The sequence below is a fragment of the Lelliottia sp. EB106-05-01-XG201 genome (assembly GCF_058791735.1).
On the sequence record NZ_JBYTDV010000001.1, the window covers coordinates 1,314,373 to 1,332,121 of the forward strand.

A 17,749-nucleotide genomic window follows, 5' to 3' on the forward strand; every position below is an offset into this window, starting at 1 on the left:
AACTTATCCAGCTATCTTATTGTTTTAAAAACAAATGACGCGAAAGGTAACATGTAACCTTCGACACTGTGATCCCGGTGGCTGCCGCGCGTTTTCCGCGAGCAATGTGCGAGGCGCTTTCCAGATTCTAAAATTGGACTTTTGTATTAGTGAAACTTGCGGATAATACTTAGTCGGACGACGACTAACAGGCTCCACGGACCAGGGATAAAGGATGACACCGTTTCGCTTAGCTGCGCTCTCTCTCGCGCTACTTACCACGTTTACGCTCGTCGGTTGCGATAACAACGACGATAAACCTCAGGCGGCTGCACCAGCCGCTTCCGCGCCCACACCGAAAACGCCTGAAAAACCGGATGCTGAAAAGCTCGCGAAGCTGGCTTCGCAAAGTGCAGGCAAAGCCCTGACGCTGCTCGATGCTTCCGAAGTGCAGCTCGATGGCGCATCTACCCTGGTTCTGACTTTCTCCGTCCCGCTAAATCCCGAACAGGATTTCGCCCGCACGGTTCACGTCGTCGATAAAAAGAGCGGCAAAGTGGATGGTGCATGGGAACTGGCTCCCAATCTGAAAGAGCTGCGTCTGCGCCATCTGGAGCCGAACCGCAATCTGGTGGTCACCGTTGAGCGTGACTTGCAGGCGCTTAACAAAGCCACCTTCGGCATTGATTACGAAAAAGCGATCACCACGCGGGATATCGAACCGACCGTCGGCTTTGCCAGCCGCGGCTCGCTCCTGCCGGGCAAGGTTGTCGAAGGCCTGCCGGTGATGGCGCTTAACGTCAACAACGTGGATGTGAACTTCTACCGCGTGAAGCCCGAATCGCTGGCCTCATTCGTCAGCCAGTGGGAGTACCGTAACTCCCTGACCAACTGGGAATCTGACAATCTTCTGAAGATGGCTGAGCTGGTTTACACCGGACGATTCGATCTCAATCCGGCGCGTAACACCCGTGAAAAGCTGCTGCTGCCGCTGCGCGATATCAAACCGCTGCAACAGTCCGGCGTTTACATCGCGGTGATGAATCAGGCGGGGCATTACAACTACAGCAACGCCGCCACGCTCTTTACGCTCAGTGACGTCGGTTTATCCGCGCACCGCTATCACAATCGTCTCGATATTTTCACTCAGAGCCTGGAAAACGGCGCGGCGCAGTCCGGCGTTGAAGTCCTGTTGCTCAACGATAAAGGCCAGACGCTGGCGCAGGGCACCAGTGATGCTGACGGCCATGCGAAGCTCGAAACCGACAAAGAGGCAGCGCTGATTCTGGCCCGCAAAGACGGCCAGACGACGCTTCTGGATCTCAAACTCCCGGCGCTCGACCTGGCGGAATTTGATATCGCCGGTGAGCCAGGTTACAGCAAGCAATTCTTCATGTTCGGCCCGCGCGATCTCTATCGTCCGGGTGAGACGGTGATCCTCAACGGTTTGCTGCGCGACAGCGACGGCAAACCGCTCCCGGACCAGCCCGTCAAACTCGAAGTGCTGCGTCCGGATGGACAGGTAGCGCGCACGGTGGTGGCCCAGCCGGAAAACGGTCTCTATCGCTTTAACTATCCGCTGGATAGCGGCGCGCAAACGGGGATGTGGCACGTTCGCGCCAACACCGGCGACAACCAGCAGCGACTGTGGGATTTCCACGTCGAAGATTTCATGCCTGAGCGCATGGCGCTGAATCTGACCGGTCAGAAAACCCCCGTTTCGACCCAGGATGAAGTCAATTTCGATGTTGTCGGCTACTACCTGTACGGCGCACCGGCTAACGGCAACAGCCTGCAGGGGCAACTTTTCCTGCGTCCGCTGCGCGAGGCGGTGAGTGCGTTACCGGGCTTCCAGTTTGGTGATATCGCTGAAGAGAACCTCAGCCGCAGTCTGGATGAAGTCCAGCTCACCCTGAACGATCAGGGGCGCGGCCAGGTCTCGACGGAAAGCCAGTGGAAAGAGACCCACTCGCCGCTGCAGCTGATCCTCCAGGCCAGCCTGCTTGAGTCGGGCGGTCGTCCGATCACCCGCCGCGCGGAGCAAGCTATTTGGCCGGCCGATACGCTGCCAGGCATTCGTCCGCAGTTTGCCAGCAAAGCGGTGTATGACTATCGCACCGACACCACGGTGAACCAGCCGATTGTCGATGAAAACGGCAACGCCAGTTTTGACATTGTCTATGCCGATGCCAGCGGGGCCAAAAAAGCGGTCTCGGATCTTCAGGTTCGCCTGATCCGCGAGCGTCGCGACTACTACTGGAACTGGTCGGAAAGCGACGGCTGGCTGTCTCAGTTCGATCAAAAAGATCTGGTGGAGGGCGAGCAGGAACTGACGCTCAAGGCCGATGAAACCGGCAAAGTCACCTTCCCGGTGGAGTGGGGTTCTTACCGTCTGGAGGTCAAAGCGCCTGACGAGATGGTCAGCAGCGTGCGCTTCTGGGCGGGTTACAGCTGGCAGGATAACAGCGACGGCACCGGCGCGGCGCGCCCGGACCGGGTGATGCTGAAACTGGATAAACCATCCTACCAGCCAGGCGACACCATAAAACTGCACATCGCCGCACCTGCCGCAGGTAAAGGCTACGCGATGATCGAATCCAGCGAAGGCCCACTGTGGTGGAAAGAGATCGACGTTCCGGCCAATGGCCTGGATATGGCTATTCCAGTCGACAAAGCCTGGAAGCGTCACGATCTGTATCTCAGCACGCTGGTGGTACGTCCGGGAGATAAATCTAAATCAGCGACGCCTAAACGCGCCGTCGGTCTGCTGCATCTGCCGATGGGCGACGAAAACCGTCGTCTGAATATTGCCCTCGATACTCCGCAGAAAATGCGCCCTAATCAGACGCTGTCGGTGAAAGTGAAAGCCAGCGTGAAAGAGGGCATTGTGCCGCAGAAAGTGAACGTCCTGGTTTCTGCGGTGGACAGCGGCGTACTGAATATCACCGATTACGACACTCCCGATCCGTGGCAGGCTTTCTTCGGTCAGAAACGCTATGGCGCAGACATCTATGATATCTACGGTCAGGTCATCGAAGGACAGGGTCGTATGGCGGCGCTGCGCTTCGGTGGTGATGGCGATGAGCTGAAACGCGGCGGTAAACCGCCGGTGAATCACGTCACCATTATCGCTCAACAGGCGCAGCCTTTGGCACTGGATGCGAACGGTGAAGGGACGATCAGCTTACCGATTGGCGATTTCAACGGTGAGCTGCGTGTCATGGCCCAGGCCTGGACCGAGGATGATTTTGGCAGTAACGAAGGCAAAGTGATTGTCGCCGCGCCGGTGATTACTGAGCTGAATACGCCGCGCTTCCTGGCAAGCGGTGATGCCACCAGGCTGACGCTGGATCTGACCAACCTGACCGACAAACCGCAGACGCTGAATGTCGCGCTCACCGCGTCGGGCTTAATGTCGCTCGAAGGCGCACAGCCGCAGCCTGTTCAACTGGATCCGGGCGTGCGTACCACACTGTTCATTCCAGTGCGTGCGCTGGAAGGCTACGGCGACGGTGAAATTACGGCTCAGGTGACCGGCCTTCAGCTGCCGGGCGAAACCTTCGCGCCGCAGCAGAAGAGCTGGAAAATCGGCGTGCGTCCGGCATTCCCGGCGCAGACGGTCAATACCGGCGCGATGCTAAACCCTGGCGAAAGCTGGACGGCTCCGGCGCAGCATATCACCGGGTTCTCTCCGGCCACGCTGCAAGGGCAACTGCTGCTCAGCGGTAAACCGCCGCTCAATCTGGCGCGCTATATCCGCGAACTGCAGGCGTATCCGTATGGCTGTCTGGAACAAACCGCCAGCGGCCTGTTCCCGTCGCTCTACACCAACGCCGCACAGCTGACCGCGCTCGGCATCAAAGGTGATACGGATGACAAACGTCGCGCGGCAATTGATATCGGGATCTCCCGCTTGCTGCAGATGCAACGCGATGACGGCGGTTTTGCCCTGTGGGATAAAAATGGTCCGGAAGAGTACTGGCTGACGGCCTACGTTACCGACTTCCTGGTCCGTGCGGGTGAGCAGGGTTACAGCGTGCCAGCCGACGCGGTGAACAATGCAAACAGCCGCCTGCTGCGCTATCTGCAGGATCCAGGCATGATGTCTATTCGCTACAGCGATGACACGCAGGCGAGTAAATTTGCCGTACAGGCGTATGCCGCACTGGTGCTGGCGCGCCAGCAAAAAGCACCGCTCGGCGCACTGCGTGAAATCTGGGAGCGTCGTGCGCAGACCGGTTCGGGCCTGCCTCTGATGCAGCTCGGGATGGCATTGAAACTGATGGGCGATGCGCCACGCAGCCAGCAGGCGCTGGATCTGGCGATGAAAACCCCGCGCAGCGACAGCAAAAACTGGATGGCGGATTACGGCAGCCAGTTGCGCGATAACGCCCTGATGCTCTCCCTGCTGGAAGAGTACAAGCTGCTGCCGGACGCGCAAAACACGCTGCTGAATACGCTCTCTCAGCAGGCGTTCAGCCAGCGCTGGCTCTCGACTCAGGAAAGTAATGCCCTGTTCCTTGCCGGACGTTCGCTCCAGACGATCTCCGGTGCCTGGCAGGCGACCACCAGTCTTTCTGACAAAGCGCTGAGCAGCGACAAGTCTCAGGTGCAAAATGTGACTGGCGATCAGCTGGGCACGCTGCAGGTAACCAACAGCGGTACCACGCCGCTGTGGGTGCGCCTCGATAGCACCGGTTATCCGGAATATGCACCGCAACCCTCGTCCAACGTTCTGCAAATCGAGCGCCATATTCTGGCGACCGACGGCAGCACCAAATCCCTCTCTTCCCTGAAGAGCGGTGAGCTGGTACTGGTCTGGCTGGAAGTGAAGGCCAATCAAAACGTACCGGATGCGCTGGTGGTTGATCTGCTCCCGGCAGGGCTTGAGCTGGAAAACCAGAATCTCGCCAGCAGCAGCGCCAGCCTTCAGGACAGCGGCAGCGAAGTGCAGAACCTGCTCAATCAGATGCAACAGGCCGATATTCAGCACATGGAGTTCCGCGACGATCGCTTTGTCGCGGCGGTTCCGGTGAACGAAGGCCAGCCGGTAACGCTGGTGTACCTGGCGCGTGCTGTGACGCCGGGAACCTACGAGGTGCCGGTGCCGATGGTAGAATCCATGTATGTTCCCCAGTGGCGGGCAACGGGTGCCGCCAGCGGCCCGCTGATTGTCGTTCCGTAAGGTGAGATTATCCCGACTCATTCGCTCCCGTTGGCTGTGGCTGGCGGGAGCGATTCTCGTTTTATGGGGGCTGATTGTCGTCGCCGATCGCCTGTGGCCATTGCCTTTGAAAGAGGTCAATCCGGCGCGCGTGGTGGTCGATGAAAAAGGTACGCCGCTGTGGCGGTTTGCCGACAGCGACGGGATCTGGCGCTATCCGGTTACCATCGAAGAGGTTTCGCCTCGCTATCTCGATGCCCTGATCCAGTATGAAGATCGCTGGTTCTGGGATCATCCGGGCGTCAATCCGTTCTCCGTATTGCGCGCAGCCTGGCAGGATTTAAGCTCCGGCAAAGTGGTCTCGGGCGGCAGTACGCTTACCATGCAGGTGGCGCGACTGCTCGATCCGCATCCGCGTACCTTTGGCGGTAAAGTGCGCCAGCTCTGGCGGGCGATGCAGCTGGAGTGGCATCTTTCCAAACGCGATATTCTCACCCTCTACCTCAACCGCGCCCCCTTTGGCGGAACCTTGCAGGGCGTCGGGGCGGCCAGTTGGGCCTATCTTGGGAAATCACCGGCGCAGTTAAGCTACTCCGAAGCCGCGCTGCTGGCGGTACTCCCGCAGGCGCCGAGCCGTCTGCGGCCGGACCGCTGGCCGGATCGCGCGGAAGCCGCACGCAACAAAGTGCTCGAACGCATGGTGACGCAGGGCGTCTGGAGCGCGCAGCAGGTGAAAGAGTCGCGTCAGGAGCCGGTCTGGCTGGCCCCGCGGCAAATGCCGCAGCTGGCGCCGCTGTTCTCCCGCATGATGCTCGGTAAAAGCCGTGACAACAAAATTGTCACCACGCTGGATGCCTCGTTGCAACGACAGCTCGAAGAGCTGGCGATGAACTGGAAAAGTCGCCTGCCGCCGCGCAGTTCTCTGGCGATGATCGTGGTCGATCATACCACCATGAAAGTGCGCGGCTGGGTGGGATCGGTGGACATCAGTGACGACAGCCGGTTTAGCCACGTCGATATGGTGAGCGCGATCCGATCGCCGGGATCGGTGCTCAAACCTTTTGTCTATGGCATGGCGCTGGACGATGGCCTGATCCATCCCGCCTCGTTATTGCAGGATGTTCCCCGCCGCACGGGTGACTATCGGCCGGGCAACTTCGACAGCGGATTCCACGGCCCTGTGAGTATGAGCGAAGCCCTGGTGCGCTCCCTGAATCTGCCTGCCGTGCAGGTGCTGGAGGCCTACGGTCCTAAACGTTTCACCGGGATGTTAAGCAACGTCGGATTACGTCTGATCCTTCCGGCTGGCGCGCAGCCGAACTTGTCGCTGATCCTCGGCGGGGCGGGGGCGCGGCTGGCCGATATCACCGCAGCCTACAGCGCCTTTGCCCGTCAGGGTAAAGCGGGGCAGCTGCGCGTACAGCCGGGCGATCCGCTCATCGAGCGCCCGCTTCTTTCGCCGGGGTCGGCGTGGATCATTCGCCGAATTTTAGGCAACGAAGCACAGCCGCTGCCGGATGGCGCACTGCCGCAGGTTGCTCCGCTGGCGTGGAAAACCGGGACCAGCTACGGTTATCGCGACGCCTGGGCGATCGGGCTCAATGCGCGCTACATCATTGGCATCTGGACCGGGCGCCCGGACGGAACGCCGGTTGCCGGGCAGTTTGGTTTCGCCAGCGCCGTGCCGCTGCTGAACCAGGTAAACAATATGCTCCAGTCAAATTCGACGGTCGACGAGGGGCGTTTACCGCGCGATCCGCGACCGGCCTCGGTCAGCCGTGGGGTGATCTGCTGGCCGGGTGGGCAATCCCTGCCGGAAGGGAGCGAGAACTGCCGCCGTCGTTTGGCGACCTGGCTGCTCGACGGGAGCCAGCCGCCAACCCTGTTATTGCCGGAGCAAGAGGGGATTCGCGGGATTCGATTCCCGGTCTGGCTGGATAGCGAAGGCAAACGCGTCGAAGCCGATTGCCCTGGTGCGCAGGAGAAAATCCTCGACGTCTGGCCGCTACCGCTTGAACCCTGGCTGCCTGCGTCTGAGCGCAGAGCCGCGCGCATCCCGGCGTCGTCGGCTGTTTGTCCGCCGCTGTCGCAAGATTCCCCCGCGCCGCTGATGCTGTCCGGTGTGCGTGAAGGGGCGTTGATAAAACGCCTGCCCGGTGAGTCACGCGTTTCGCTTCCGTTACAGGCCATCGGCAGCGATAGCCAGCGCTGGTGGTTCCTGAACGGGGAACCTCTCAATGTTAAAGGACGTGCTTACACTTTACAGCTTGATAAAGCAGGGGATTATCAGTTACTGGTATTGGATGAGACGGGGCAAGTCGCCACGGTGAATTTCACCCTCCAGTAGCGAAACGTCCGTCTGAGATGTGACCTGTTGCTAAAACTCGTCTTATTTTAAAAAAATGTTACTTCGAACCATAGGCAATGGCGTTTTTGCTCTCTATAATCCGCGCCATCTATACAGACGTATGCAAAACAACAGAACATAACACAGAGGTTATCATGGCTATTGAACGTACTTTTTCCATCATCAAACCAAACGCGGTGGCAAAAAACGTTATTGGCAGCATCTTTGCTCGCTTTGAATCTGCAGGGTTCAAAATCGTTGGCACCAAAATGCTGCATCTGACCGTTGAACAGGCTCGCGGTTTCTACGCTGAGCACGACGGCAAACCTTTCTTCGACGGCCTGGTTGAGTTCATGACTTCCGGTCCAATCGTGGTTTCCGTGCTGGAAAGCGAAAACGCAGTACAGCGTCACCGCGATCTGATGGGCGCAACTAACCCGGCTAACGCACTGGCTGGCACTCTGCGTGCTGACTACGCGGACAGCTTCACCGAGAACGGCACCCACGGTTCCGACTCTGTTGAATCTGCTGCGCGCGAAATCGCTTACTTCTTCGCAGAAGGCGAAGTGTGCGCACGTACCCGTTAATTCCTCAGGGAAGGGTATAAATTTCGTAAATGCCGCGTGCAAACGTGGCATCCCTGCGCCAGACTTTGTACAATGCAACGCCCCGGAAGAGCAGACAGCCTACCGGGGCGTTTCTTTTCAACCCTCCACGGGCCATAACGTGTAACAACGAGGCCGGAAAATATTATGTCTGAACTAGTTAACACCTCTGAAGTCGCCATTGCCGCGGTTCCTACTAAAAATGGAAAAATTAACCTGCTGGATCTGAACCGTCAGCAGATGCGCGAGTTTTTCAAAGAGATGGGCGAGAAGCCGTTTCGTGCCGACCAGGTGATGAAATGGATGTACCACTATTGCAGCGACAACTTTGATGACATGACGGACATCAACAAAGTGCTGCGTACCAAACTGAAAGAAGTGGCTGAAATCCGCGCACCGGAAGTGGTGGAAGAGCAGCGCTCTTCGGACGGCACGATCAAATGGGCGATTGCGGTAGGCGATCAGCGCGTTGAGACGGTGTACATCCCCGAAGAAGACCGCGCCACGCTGTGCGTCTCTTCTCAGGTTGGCTGTGCGCTGGAGTGCAAATTCTGCTCAACGGCGCAGCAGGGCTTTAACCGTAACCTGCGTGTGTCCGAAATTATCGGCCAGGTCTGGCGCGCGGCGAAAATCGTCGGCGCGGCAAAAGTCACCGGTACGCGTCCAATTACCAACGTGGTGATGATGGGCATGGGCGAGCCGCTGCTGAACCTGACCAACGTCGTTCCGGCGATGGAAATCATGCTCGATGACTTCGGTTTCGGCTTGTCCAAACGTCGCGTGACCCTCTCCACCTCTGGCGTTGTCCCAGCGCTGGATAAACTGGGTGACATGATTGACGTGGCGCTGGCGATCTCCTTGCATGCGCCGAACGACGAAATTCGTGACGAAATTGTACCGATCAACAAAAAGTACAATATCGAAACCTTCCTCGCCGGCGTGCGTCGCTACCTCGAGAAGTCCAACGCCAATCAGGGCCGTGTGACCATCGAGTACGTGATGCTGGATCATGTGAATGACGAAACCGATCATGCGCATCAGCTGGCTGAACTGCTGAAAGACACACCGTGCAAGATTAACCTGATCCCGTGGAACCCGTTCCCGGGTGCGCCTTATGGTCGCAGCTCCAACAGCCGTATCGACCGTTTCTCCAAGGTTCTGATGGAGTACGGTTTCACCACCATCGTGCGTAAAACCCGTGGTGATGATATCGATGCCGCCTGCGGTCAGCTGGCCGGCGATGTGATTGACCGCACCAAGCGTACGCTGCGTAAGCGCATGCAGGGTGAGGCGATTGACGTCAAAGCTGTGTGATTATTATGCGTCACGGTGCAGATTTACGTCGTGACGCATTAGCTTACTGAATATTCAGTCAGCCAGATTGTGATTGCTGAATAATTACGGTGCGTTTCAGACGACTTTAAGGCAGTATGTAACGTCGCAACAACAGTTTAGCCTCATGAGAAGCGCTTCACTGTCAACTAAGGCCGGACCGTCTTATACTAACTGTCTGTCTAAGGTTAAATGACCAGAAGTTTCGCGGTGCGGGTGGCATTGTGACTCACCGGCGCCTGAACCCTAATTTACACGTACCAGTAAGTAGTTGTAGCGAATGAATACTGAAGCCACTCACGACCAAAATGAAGCACTCTCCACCGGCGTTCGTCTTCGCAACGCCCGTGAACAACTCGGACTCAGCCAGCAAGCTGTTGCAGAACGCTTATGCCTGAAGGTTTCCACGGTTCGCGATATTGAAGAAGATAAGGCTCCGGCCGATCTCGCTTCAACGTTTCTGCGTGGTTACATCCGCTCTTATGCAAAACTGGTGCATATCCCTGAAGAAGAACTGTTGCCAATGATGGAAAAACAGGCACCGGTACGTGCGGCGAAAGTCGCGCCGATGCAGACCTTCTCTCTGGGCAAACGTCGTAAAAAACGTGATGGCTGGCTGATGAGTTTTACCTGGCTGGTGCTGTTTGTGGTGATTGGTCTGACGGGCGCATGGTGGTGGCAAAACCACAAAGCGCAGCAGGAAGAGATCACCACCATGGCCGATCAGTCATCTGCAGAGCTTAACAATTCCGGCAACGACGGCGCGCAAAGCGTGCCGTTAAACACCGACAGCAGCACCACCTCTGGCGAGCCGCAAACAGCGGCTACCGATTCTCAGGCTGTTGAACCTACCCAAACGCCAGCGCCGGTGACCACTCCGGATCAAACGACGGCGCAAAACGCCGTTGTTGCGCCTTCTCAGGCGAATGTGGACACCGCTCCGGCGGCAACGACCACACCAGCTGCTACGGCTAACACTGCTCAACCCCTGCCGACTGACCAGGCGGGCGTCGCGGGCACCACTGCAGCCGATCCAAACGCGCTGGTGATGAACTTCTCTGCCGACTGCTGGCTGGAAGTGACTGACGCGACAGGCAAAAAGCTGTTCAGCGGCCTGCAGCGTAAAGATGGCACATTAAATCTAACGGGTCAGGCGCCGTATAAGCTTAAAATCGGTGCTCCGGCAGCGGTACAGATCCAGTATCAAGGAAAACCTGTCGATCTGAGCCGTTTTATCAGAACTAACCAGGTTGCGCGTCTTACCGTTAATGCCGAACAATCTGCAGCACAGTAACAGGCGAGTAACGCGGGAGACAATTCATGCATAACCAGGCTCCGATTCAACGTAGAAAATCTAAACGGATTTACGTTGGGAATGTGCCGATTGGTGATGGTGCACCCATTGCCGTCCAGTCGATGACCAACACCCGTACCACGGATGTTGAGGCGACGGTCAATCAAATCAAAGCATTAGAGCGCGTAGGCGCGGATATCGTCCGCGTCTCTGTGCCCACCATGGATGCCGCTGAGGCGTTCAAACTCATCAAACAGCAGGTCAACGTTCCGCTGGTTGCCGATATTCACTTCGATTACCGAATCGCGCTGAAAGTCGCGGAATATGGTGTGGATTGTCTGCGTATCAACCCAGGTAACATCGGCAGCGAAGAGCGTATCCGATCCGTTGTTGACTGTGCTCGCGACAAAAATATCCCTATCCGCATCGGCGTCAACGCCGGGTCGCTGGAAAAAGATCTGCAGGAAAAATACGGCGAACCGACGCCGCAGGCGCTGCTCGAATCCGCGATGCGTCATGTGGATCACCTCGACCGTCTGAACTTCGATCAGTTCAAAGTCAGCGTAAAAGCCTCTGATGTGTTCCTCGCCGTGGAATCTTATCGTCTGCTGGCGAAGCAGATCGAGCAGCCTCTGCACCTCGGGATCACCGAAGCGGGCGGGTTGCGCAGTGGTTCTGTGAAATCGGCGATCGGCCTTGGTCTGCTGCTTTCCGAAGGGATCGGCGACACCCTGCGTGTTTCCCTGGCGGCGGATCCGGTTGAAGAGATCAAAGTCGGTTTCGACATTCTGAAATCCCTGCGCATTCGCGCGCGCGGGATCAACTTCATTGCCTGTCCAACCTGTTCGCGTCAGGAGTTTGACGTGATTGGTACGGTCAACGCTCTGGAGCAACGTCTGGAAGATCTGATCACGCCGATGGATGTCTCCATTATCGGCTGTGTCGTGAACGGTCCGGGTGAAGCGCTGGTGTCAACGCTCGGTGTGACCGGCGGCAACAAGAAAAGCGGCCTTTATGAAGATGGTGTGCGTAAAGATCGTCTGGATAACAACGACATGATCGATCAGCTGGAAGCCCGTATCCGCGCGAAAGCGACAATGCTGGATGAAGCCCAGCGCATCAGCATTCAGCAAGTTGAAAAATAACGTGATGGGAAGCCAAAGGCTTCCCATGTATGATTGAACCCTGGATTAATGAATCTTCGGGTTCTTTTTTGTATATAGAAAGAGAATAAACGTGGCAAAAAACATTCAAGCCATCCGCGGCATGAACGATTATCTGCCTGGCGAAACCGCCATCTGGCAGCGCATTGAAGGCACACTGAAACAGGTGCTCGGCAGCTACGGTTACAGCGAAATCCGTTTGCCGATTGTAGAGCAGACCCCGTTATTTAAACGTGCGATCGGCGAAGTGACCGACGTCGTTGAAAAAGAGATGTATACCTTTGAGGACCGCAACGGCGATAGCCTGACTCTGCGCCCGGAAGGTACAGCGGGCTGCGTACGCGCCGGCATCGAACATGGTCTCCTGTACAATCAGGAGCAGCGCCTGTGGTATATCGGCCCGATGTTCCGCCACGAACGTCCGCAAAAAGGCCGCTACCGTCAGTTTAATCAGCTGGGTGTTGAAGTTTTTGGTCTGCAAGGGCCAGACATCGACGCCGAGCTCATCATGCTCACCGCGCGCTGGTGGCGTGAGCTGGGGATCTCCCAGCACGTTGCGCTGGAGCTGAACTCTATCGGTTCCCTCGAAGCGCGTGCGAACTACCGTGATGCGCTCGTCGCGTTCCTGGAACAGCACAAAGATAAGCTGGATGAAGACTGTCAGCGCCGCATGTACAGCAACCCGCTGCGCGTTCTGGATTCCAAGAACCCGGAAGTGCAGGCCCTGCTGAACGATGCCCCGGCGCTGGGTGACTATCTGGATGAAGATTCCCGCGAGCATTTCGCTGGCCTGTGCAAACTACTGGAAGATGCAGGTATTGCCTATACCGTGAACCAGCGTCTGGTGCGCGGTCTGGATTACTACAACCGCACGGTGTTTGAGTGGGTCACCACCAGCCTCGGATCGCAGGGTACTGTCTGTGCAGGCGGTCGTTATGACGGTCTGGTTGAACAGCTCGGTGGTCGTGCCGCCCCTGCGGTCGGCTTCGCGATGGGTCTTGAGCGACTTGTTTTGCTGGTTCAGGCAGTTAATCCGGAATTTAAAGCAGAATCTGTTGTCGATATATACCTGGTGGCTTCAGGTGCGGATACGCAGTCTGCAGCAATGCAGTTTGCCGAACGTCTGCGCGATGCGCTGCCGGGCGTTAAGCTGATGACCAACCACGGTGGTGGCAACTTCAAAAAGCAGTTTGCCCGTGCCGACAAGTGGGGCGCAACTATCGCACTGGTGCTGGGCGAGTCCGAAGTGGCTGCTGGCGAAGTGGTGGTGAAAGATCTGCGCTCTGGTGAGCAAACAACCGTAACGCAGGACAGCGTTGCTGCGCACTTGCGCGCTTTGACTTGGTAAGAGGAAGAACAGCGTGGAAATGTACGAGAACGAAAACGACCAGGTTGATGCGATTAAGCGCTTCTTTGCCGAAAATGGTAAAGCTCTGGTGGTTGGGGTGATTTTGGGCGTCGGTGCGCTGATGGGCTGGCGTTACTGGAACAGCCATCAGGCTGATTCCGCGCGCGAATCTTCCCTGTCGTATGAAAATACTGTGAGCGCTATTCGCGCCGATCAGCCACAAACGCTGGCTGCCGCAGAGAAATTTGCAGCTGACAACAAAAACACCTACGGTGCACTGGCTGCGCTGGAAGTGGCTCAGCAGTTTGTGGATAAAAACGAACTGGATAAAGCGGTGGCTCAGCTGAATCAGGGACTGGCTGCGGCCAGCGACGATAATCTGAAAGCGGTCATTAATTTACGCCTCGCCCGTATTCAGGTTCAGCAGAATAAAGCCGACGATGCGCTGAAAACGCTCGACACCGTGAAAGGCGAAGGTTTTGCAGCGATTGTTGCTGACCTGCGCGGTGAAGCTCTGCTGAGCAAAGGCGACAAACAAGGCGCGCGCAGCGCGTGGGAAGCGGGCGTGAAAAGTAACGCCTCTCCTGCACTGAGCGAAATGATGCAGATGAAAATAAATAATTTGTCCGTCTGAGAGGGACCCGATGCAATTGCGTAAATTACTTCTGCCAGGACTGCTTTCCGTTACGTTATTGAGTGGCTGTTCACTGTTCAGTGGCGAAGAAGATGTTGTCAAAATGTCCCCGCTGCCGACGGTTGAAAACCAGTTTACCCCGTCTACCGCGTGGAGTTCTTCCGTAGGTAGCGGTATTGGTGATTTCTATTCCAACCTGCATCCGGCGTTTGCCGATAGCGTGGTCTATGCGGCTGACCGCAAAGGCACCGTGCGCGCGTTTAACGCGGACGACGGCAAAGAAGTCTGGTCTGTGAATCTGGCCGAGAAAGACGGTTGGTTCTCCCGTACTCCGGCGCTGCTCTCGGGTGGCGTGACCGTTTCCGGTGGCCATGTTTATATCGGTAGCGAAAAAGCGCAGGTTTATGCGCTGAACACCAGCGATGGTTCTATCGCATGGCAGACTCGCGTAGCGGGTGAAGCCCTGTCTCGTCCGGTTGTTAGCGACGGCGTGGTGCTGATTCATACCAGCAACGGCCAGCTGCAGGCGCTGAACGAAGCTGACGGTGCGGTGAAATGGACCGTGAACCTGGACATGCCAGCCCTGTCTCTGCGCGGCGAATCGGCACCGGCGACAGCCTTTGGTGCAGCCATCGTCGGTGGTGACAACGGTCGCGTGAGCGCCGTGCTGATGCAGCAGGGTCAGATGATCTGGCAGCAGCGTATCTCTCAGGCAACCGGTCCGACTGAAATCGACCGTCTGAGCGATGTGGATACTACGCCAGTTATCGTCGACAACGTGGTTTATGCCCTGGCTTACAACGGAAACCTGACGGCGCTGGATCTGCGCAGTGGTCAGGTCATGTGGAAACGTGAGCTGGGTTCAGTGAACGATTTCATCGTCGATGGCAACCGTATCTACCTGGTTGACCAAAACGACCGCCTGCTGGCACTGAACACCGATGGCGGTGTGACGTTGTGGACGCAAAGCGATCTGCTGCACCGTCTGCTGACCGCGCCTGCGCTGTACAATGGCAGCCTGGTCGTCGGTGATAGCGAAGGTTATATGCACTGGATCGATCCGGAAACGGGCCGCTTCGTGGCGCAGGAAAAAGTCGACAGCTCCGGTTTCCTGACCGATCCGGTTGTGGCTGACGGCAAACTGCTGATTCAGGCAAAAGACGGTACGCTCTACGCGATCACGCGTTAATCGTCTCGTTTGTAGTATAATAAACGGCTCCTGTTAACTCAGGGGCCGTTTTGACTTTTATAAAAACGCCGCAACTGCGACGTTTATTTGAATTTTATGAGGCTTCAAACATGGTACCTGTGGTCGCGCTTGTCGGGCGCCCGAACGTTGGAAAATCCACTCTTTTTAACCGTTTAACACGCACCCGTGATGCGCTGGTGGCGGATTTCCCGGGGCTGACTCGTGACCGTAAGTACGGTCGTGCTGAAGTGGAAGGTCGCGAGTTTATCTGTATCGATACCGGTGGTATCGACGGTACAGAAGACGGTGTGGAAACGCGCATGGCAGAGCAATCTCTGCTGGCGATTGAAGAGGCGGACATTGTTCTGTTCATGGTAGACGCACGTGCGGGCCTGATGCCTGCCGATACGGCTATCGCCAAACACCTGCGCTCCCGCGAAAAACCTACCTTCCTGGTGGCGAACAAAACTGACGGCATCGATGCCGATCAGGCGGTCGCGGATTTCTGGGCCCTTGGCCTGGGTGAAATCTACCCGATTGCTGCGTCTCATGGCCGCGGCGTCACCAGCCTGCTCGAAACCGTTCTGCTGCCTTGGGTTGACGAAGTGAACCCGCCGGAAGAAGTGGACGAAGATGCCGAATACTGGGCACAGTTCGAAGCCGATCAAGAGGGCGCAGAAGAAGAGCCTGAGGATGATTTCAATCCGCAGGATCTGCCTATCAAACTCGCTATCGTCGGTCGCCCTAACGTCGGTAAGTCCACACTGACTAACCGTATTCTCGGCGAAGACCGCGTTGTGGTTTACGACATGCCGGGCACCACCCGTGACAGCATCTACATCCCGATGGAACGCGATGAGCGCGAATACGTGCTCATCGACACCGCGGGCGTGCGTAAGCGCGGGAAAATCACCGATGTGGTGGAAAAATTCTCCGTTATCAAAACCCTGCAGGCGATTGAAGATGCCAACGTGGTCATGCTTGTCATCGACGCGCGCGAAGGTATCTCCGATCAGGACCTGTCCCTGCTGGGCTTTATCCTCAATAGTGGGCGCTCACTTGTTATCGTCGTCAACAAATGGGACGGCCTGAGCAACGAAGTGCGTGAGCAAGTTAAAGAGATGCTGGACTTCCGTCTGGGCTTCATCGACTTCGCACGCGTGCACTTCATCTCTGCGCTGCACGGCAGCGGCGTGGGCAACCTGTTCGAATCCGTTCGCGAAGCCTACGACAGCTCCACTCGTCGTGTAAGCACCGCGATGCTGACCCGTATTATGACCATGGCCGCAGAAGACCATCAGCCGCCGCTGGTGCGTGGCCGTCGCGTGAAGCTGAAATATGCTCACGCAGGTGGTTACAACCCGCCAATCGTGGTGATTCACGGTAACCAGGTGAAAGACCTGCCGGATTCCTACAAACGCTATCTGATGAACTACTTCCGTAAATCGCTGGACGTGATGGGCACGCCTATCCGCATCCAGTTCAAGGAAGGGGATAACCCGTTTGCCAACAAACGTAACACCCTGACGCCGAACCAGATGCGTAAGCGTAAACGTTTGATCAAGCACATCAAGAAAGGCAAGTAATTGCGAAATCCAAAACCCGACTCCGTCGGGTTTTTTGTCTTTTGTCTCCCGACAGTTATGAGTGGAGTGAAACATGCGGTTAGGTTTTATTGGGCTTGGCGCCGTAGTGGAGACGGCCTATTTACCGGCGTTACGCCAGATTTTTGGTCATACAGTCAGCTGCCTGGGCTATGATCTTCGCCCCGAGCGTGAGCTGGAAGGCGTGACGCGCTGCCAGACTCTGGAACAACTGCTGGCGACTCCGCTGGATACCCTGTTTATCACCACCTCGTCACTGCATCACCTCGACGCGCTGGAGCAAGCCTTAGCCTCGCCAGTTCAACGTATCGTGGTGGAAAAACCGGCGGTGGCTACGCTGGCGCAAATCGAAAGACTTAAAGCGCTGCTCGCCGAACCTGAAGCCGCGTCTCGCGTGCTGGCGCTCGATCACTGGATGGCGCGCACGGGGGCTATACCGGTCGCGCAGGGCCAACTTGATGAGATCGTCAAAATCGAGGGTTTTCTGCAGGAGCCAAGCGGTTTCAACGCGGCGGGCGAGCCAATCGCGCTGAACTTTGCCACGGGCGAGCCGGATACCCGTCAGCTTGAGCATCCTGATGGGGTGATTATTGATATTGGCACTCACGTTCTGGCCATGATGCGCGATACCCTGCGTGGTCTGGGGGGAAGTGGTGAATTGTCGTTGCAGTTAATCTCGGCAAAAGACAGGCTTGGCCGCCCGATAGCCAAAGGCGATCTGCACACCGCGGAAGGCGAAGCGCATCTTCGTGGGACCGTGAGCGGTATTCCGGTCGATATCTGGCTCAATAAATACGCCGGACCCGCTGGCGGACAGAAAGGGATCCGGCTGCATTTGCGCGATGGTCGAATCATTAGCCATGACAGGCGCGGCGCTGAGGATGTGATTGAGTTGATTGAGGATGAAAACGTGCAGCGCTGGACGCGTCCAGGCGCAATCTACGCGCACTGTCTGGTAGAGCATATTCTGGGTGAGAAAAGCCTGTACGAGTGCGCGCCAGAAGAGGTGAGCCTCACCACGCAGCGTCGGCTGGAAGAGGTCGAATTGCTACTGCAATTACAGCAGCAGCTGCGTGGCCCGCACTGAGCG

Annotated in this window: 11 protein-coding genes; all 11 read left to right on the top strand. The window is 57.0% G+C overall.

Annotated elements, in window-relative coordinates; translation table 11 throughout:
• Positions 1-214 precede the first annotated feature (214 nt).
• Positions 215-5,164 carry an alpha-2-macroglobulin family protein gene (locus tag AC3WS9_RS06180; RefSeq protein ID WP_492487328.1) on the top strand — a complete coding sequence of 1,650 codons (4,950 nt, stop codon included), beginning with the start codon at positions 215-217 and terminating at the stop codon, positions 5,162-5,164.
• A gap of 1 nt (position 5,165) precedes the next feature.
• Complete coding sequence (pbpC, locus tag AC3WS9_RS06185) at positions 5,166-7,490, top strand: peptidoglycan glycosyltransferase PbpC (RefSeq protein WP_492490306.1); 2,325 nt, start codon at positions 5,166-5,168, stop codon at positions 7,488-7,490.
• A 155-nt stretch (positions 7,491-7,645) separates the two neighbouring features.
• Positions 7,646-8,077, top strand: a complete 432-nt coding sequence (gene ndk / locus AC3WS9_RS06190; RefSeq protein ID WP_107703118.1) for a nucleoside-diphosphate kinase — start codon at positions 7,646-7,648, stop codon at positions 8,075-8,077.
• A gap of 165 nt (positions 8,078-8,242) precedes the next feature.
• Entirely contained in the window at positions 8,243-9,409 is a 1,167-nt protein-coding gene (rlmN, locus tag AC3WS9_RS06195; protein ID WP_282495513.1) for a dual-specificity RNA methyltransferase RlmN, read from the top strand.
• Between the two features lie 298 nt (positions 9,410-9,707).
• Positions 9,708-10,721 (top strand): cytoskeleton protein RodZ, encoded by a 1,014-nt coding sequence (gene rodZ / locus AC3WS9_RS06200; protein WP_492487331.1) that lies wholly within the window; start codon positions 9,708-9,710, stop codon positions 10,719-10,721.
• Positions 10,722-10,747: 26 nt separating this feature from the next.
• A complete protein-coding gene (gene ispG / locus AC3WS9_RS06205) occupies positions 10,748-11,866 on the top strand; it encodes a flavodoxin-dependent (E)-4-hydroxy-3-methylbut-2-enyl-diphosphate synthase (protein WP_282495511.1) in 1,119 nt (372 codons plus the stop codon).
• Between the two features lie 91 nt (positions 11,867-11,957).
• Positions 11,958-13,232 (top strand): histidine--tRNA ligase, encoded by a 1,275-nt coding sequence (hisS, locus tag AC3WS9_RS06210; RefSeq protein ID WP_282495510.1) that lies wholly within the window; start codon positions 11,958-11,960, stop codon positions 13,230-13,232.
• A 13-nt stretch (positions 13,233-13,245) separates the two neighbouring features.
• Positions 13,246-13,866 (top strand): YfgM family protein, encoded by a 621-nt coding sequence (locus AC3WS9_RS06215; RefSeq protein WP_285146872.1) that lies wholly within the window; start codon positions 13,246-13,248, stop codon positions 13,864-13,866.
• 10 nt (positions 13,867-13,876) lie between these two features.
• Entirely contained in the window at positions 13,877-15,055 is a 1,179-nt protein-coding gene (gene bamB, locus AC3WS9_RS06220) for an outer membrane protein assembly factor BamB (protein WP_285146871.1), read from the top strand.
• A gap of 110 nt (positions 15,056-15,165) precedes the next feature.
• On the top strand, positions 15,166-16,641 hold the full coding sequence (der, locus tag AC3WS9_RS06225) for a ribosome biogenesis GTPase Der (RefSeq protein WP_100780837.1): 1,476 nt from the start codon (positions 15,166-15,168) through the stop codon (positions 16,639-16,641).
• A gap of 73 nt (positions 16,642-16,714) precedes the next feature.
• Entirely contained in the window at positions 16,715-17,746 is a 1,032-nt protein-coding gene (locus AC3WS9_RS06230; protein ID WP_492487335.1) for a Gfo/Idh/MocA family oxidoreductase, read from the top strand.
• The last annotated feature ends 3 nt before the right edge of the window (positions 17,747-17,749 follow it).

Excerpts from the sequence above, each read along its gene's own strand:
- ndk (WP_107703118.1), top strand. The coding sequence starts at position 7,646 with ATGGCTATTGAACGTACTTTTTCCATCATCAAACCAAACGCGGTGGCA.
- AC3WS9_RS06180 (WP_492487328.1), top strand. The coding sequence starts at position 215 with ATGACACCGTTTCGCTTAGCTGCGCTCTCTCTCGCGCTACTTACCACG.
- der (WP_100780837.1), top strand. The coding sequence starts at position 15,166 with ATGGTACCTGTGGTCGCGCTTGTCGGGCGCCCGAACGTTGGAAAATCC.
- rlmN (WP_282495513.1), top strand. The coding sequence starts at position 8,243 with ATGTCTGAACTAGTTAACACCTCTGAAGTCGCCATTGCCGCGGTTCCT.
- ispG (WP_282495511.1), top strand. The coding sequence starts at position 10,748 with ATGCATAACCAGGCTCCGATTCAACGTAGAAAATCTAAACGGATTTAC.
- AC3WS9_RS06230 (WP_492487335.1), top strand. The coding sequence starts at position 16,715 with ATGCGGTTAGGTTTTATTGGGCTTGGCGCCGTAGTGGAGACGGCCTAT.
- bamB (WP_285146871.1), top strand. The coding sequence starts at position 13,877 with ATGCAATTGCGTAAATTACTTCTGCCAGGACTGCTTTCCGTTACGTTA.
- rodZ (WP_492487331.1), top strand. The coding sequence starts at position 9,708 with ATGAATACTGAAGCCACTCACGACCAAAATGAAGCACTCTCCACCGGC.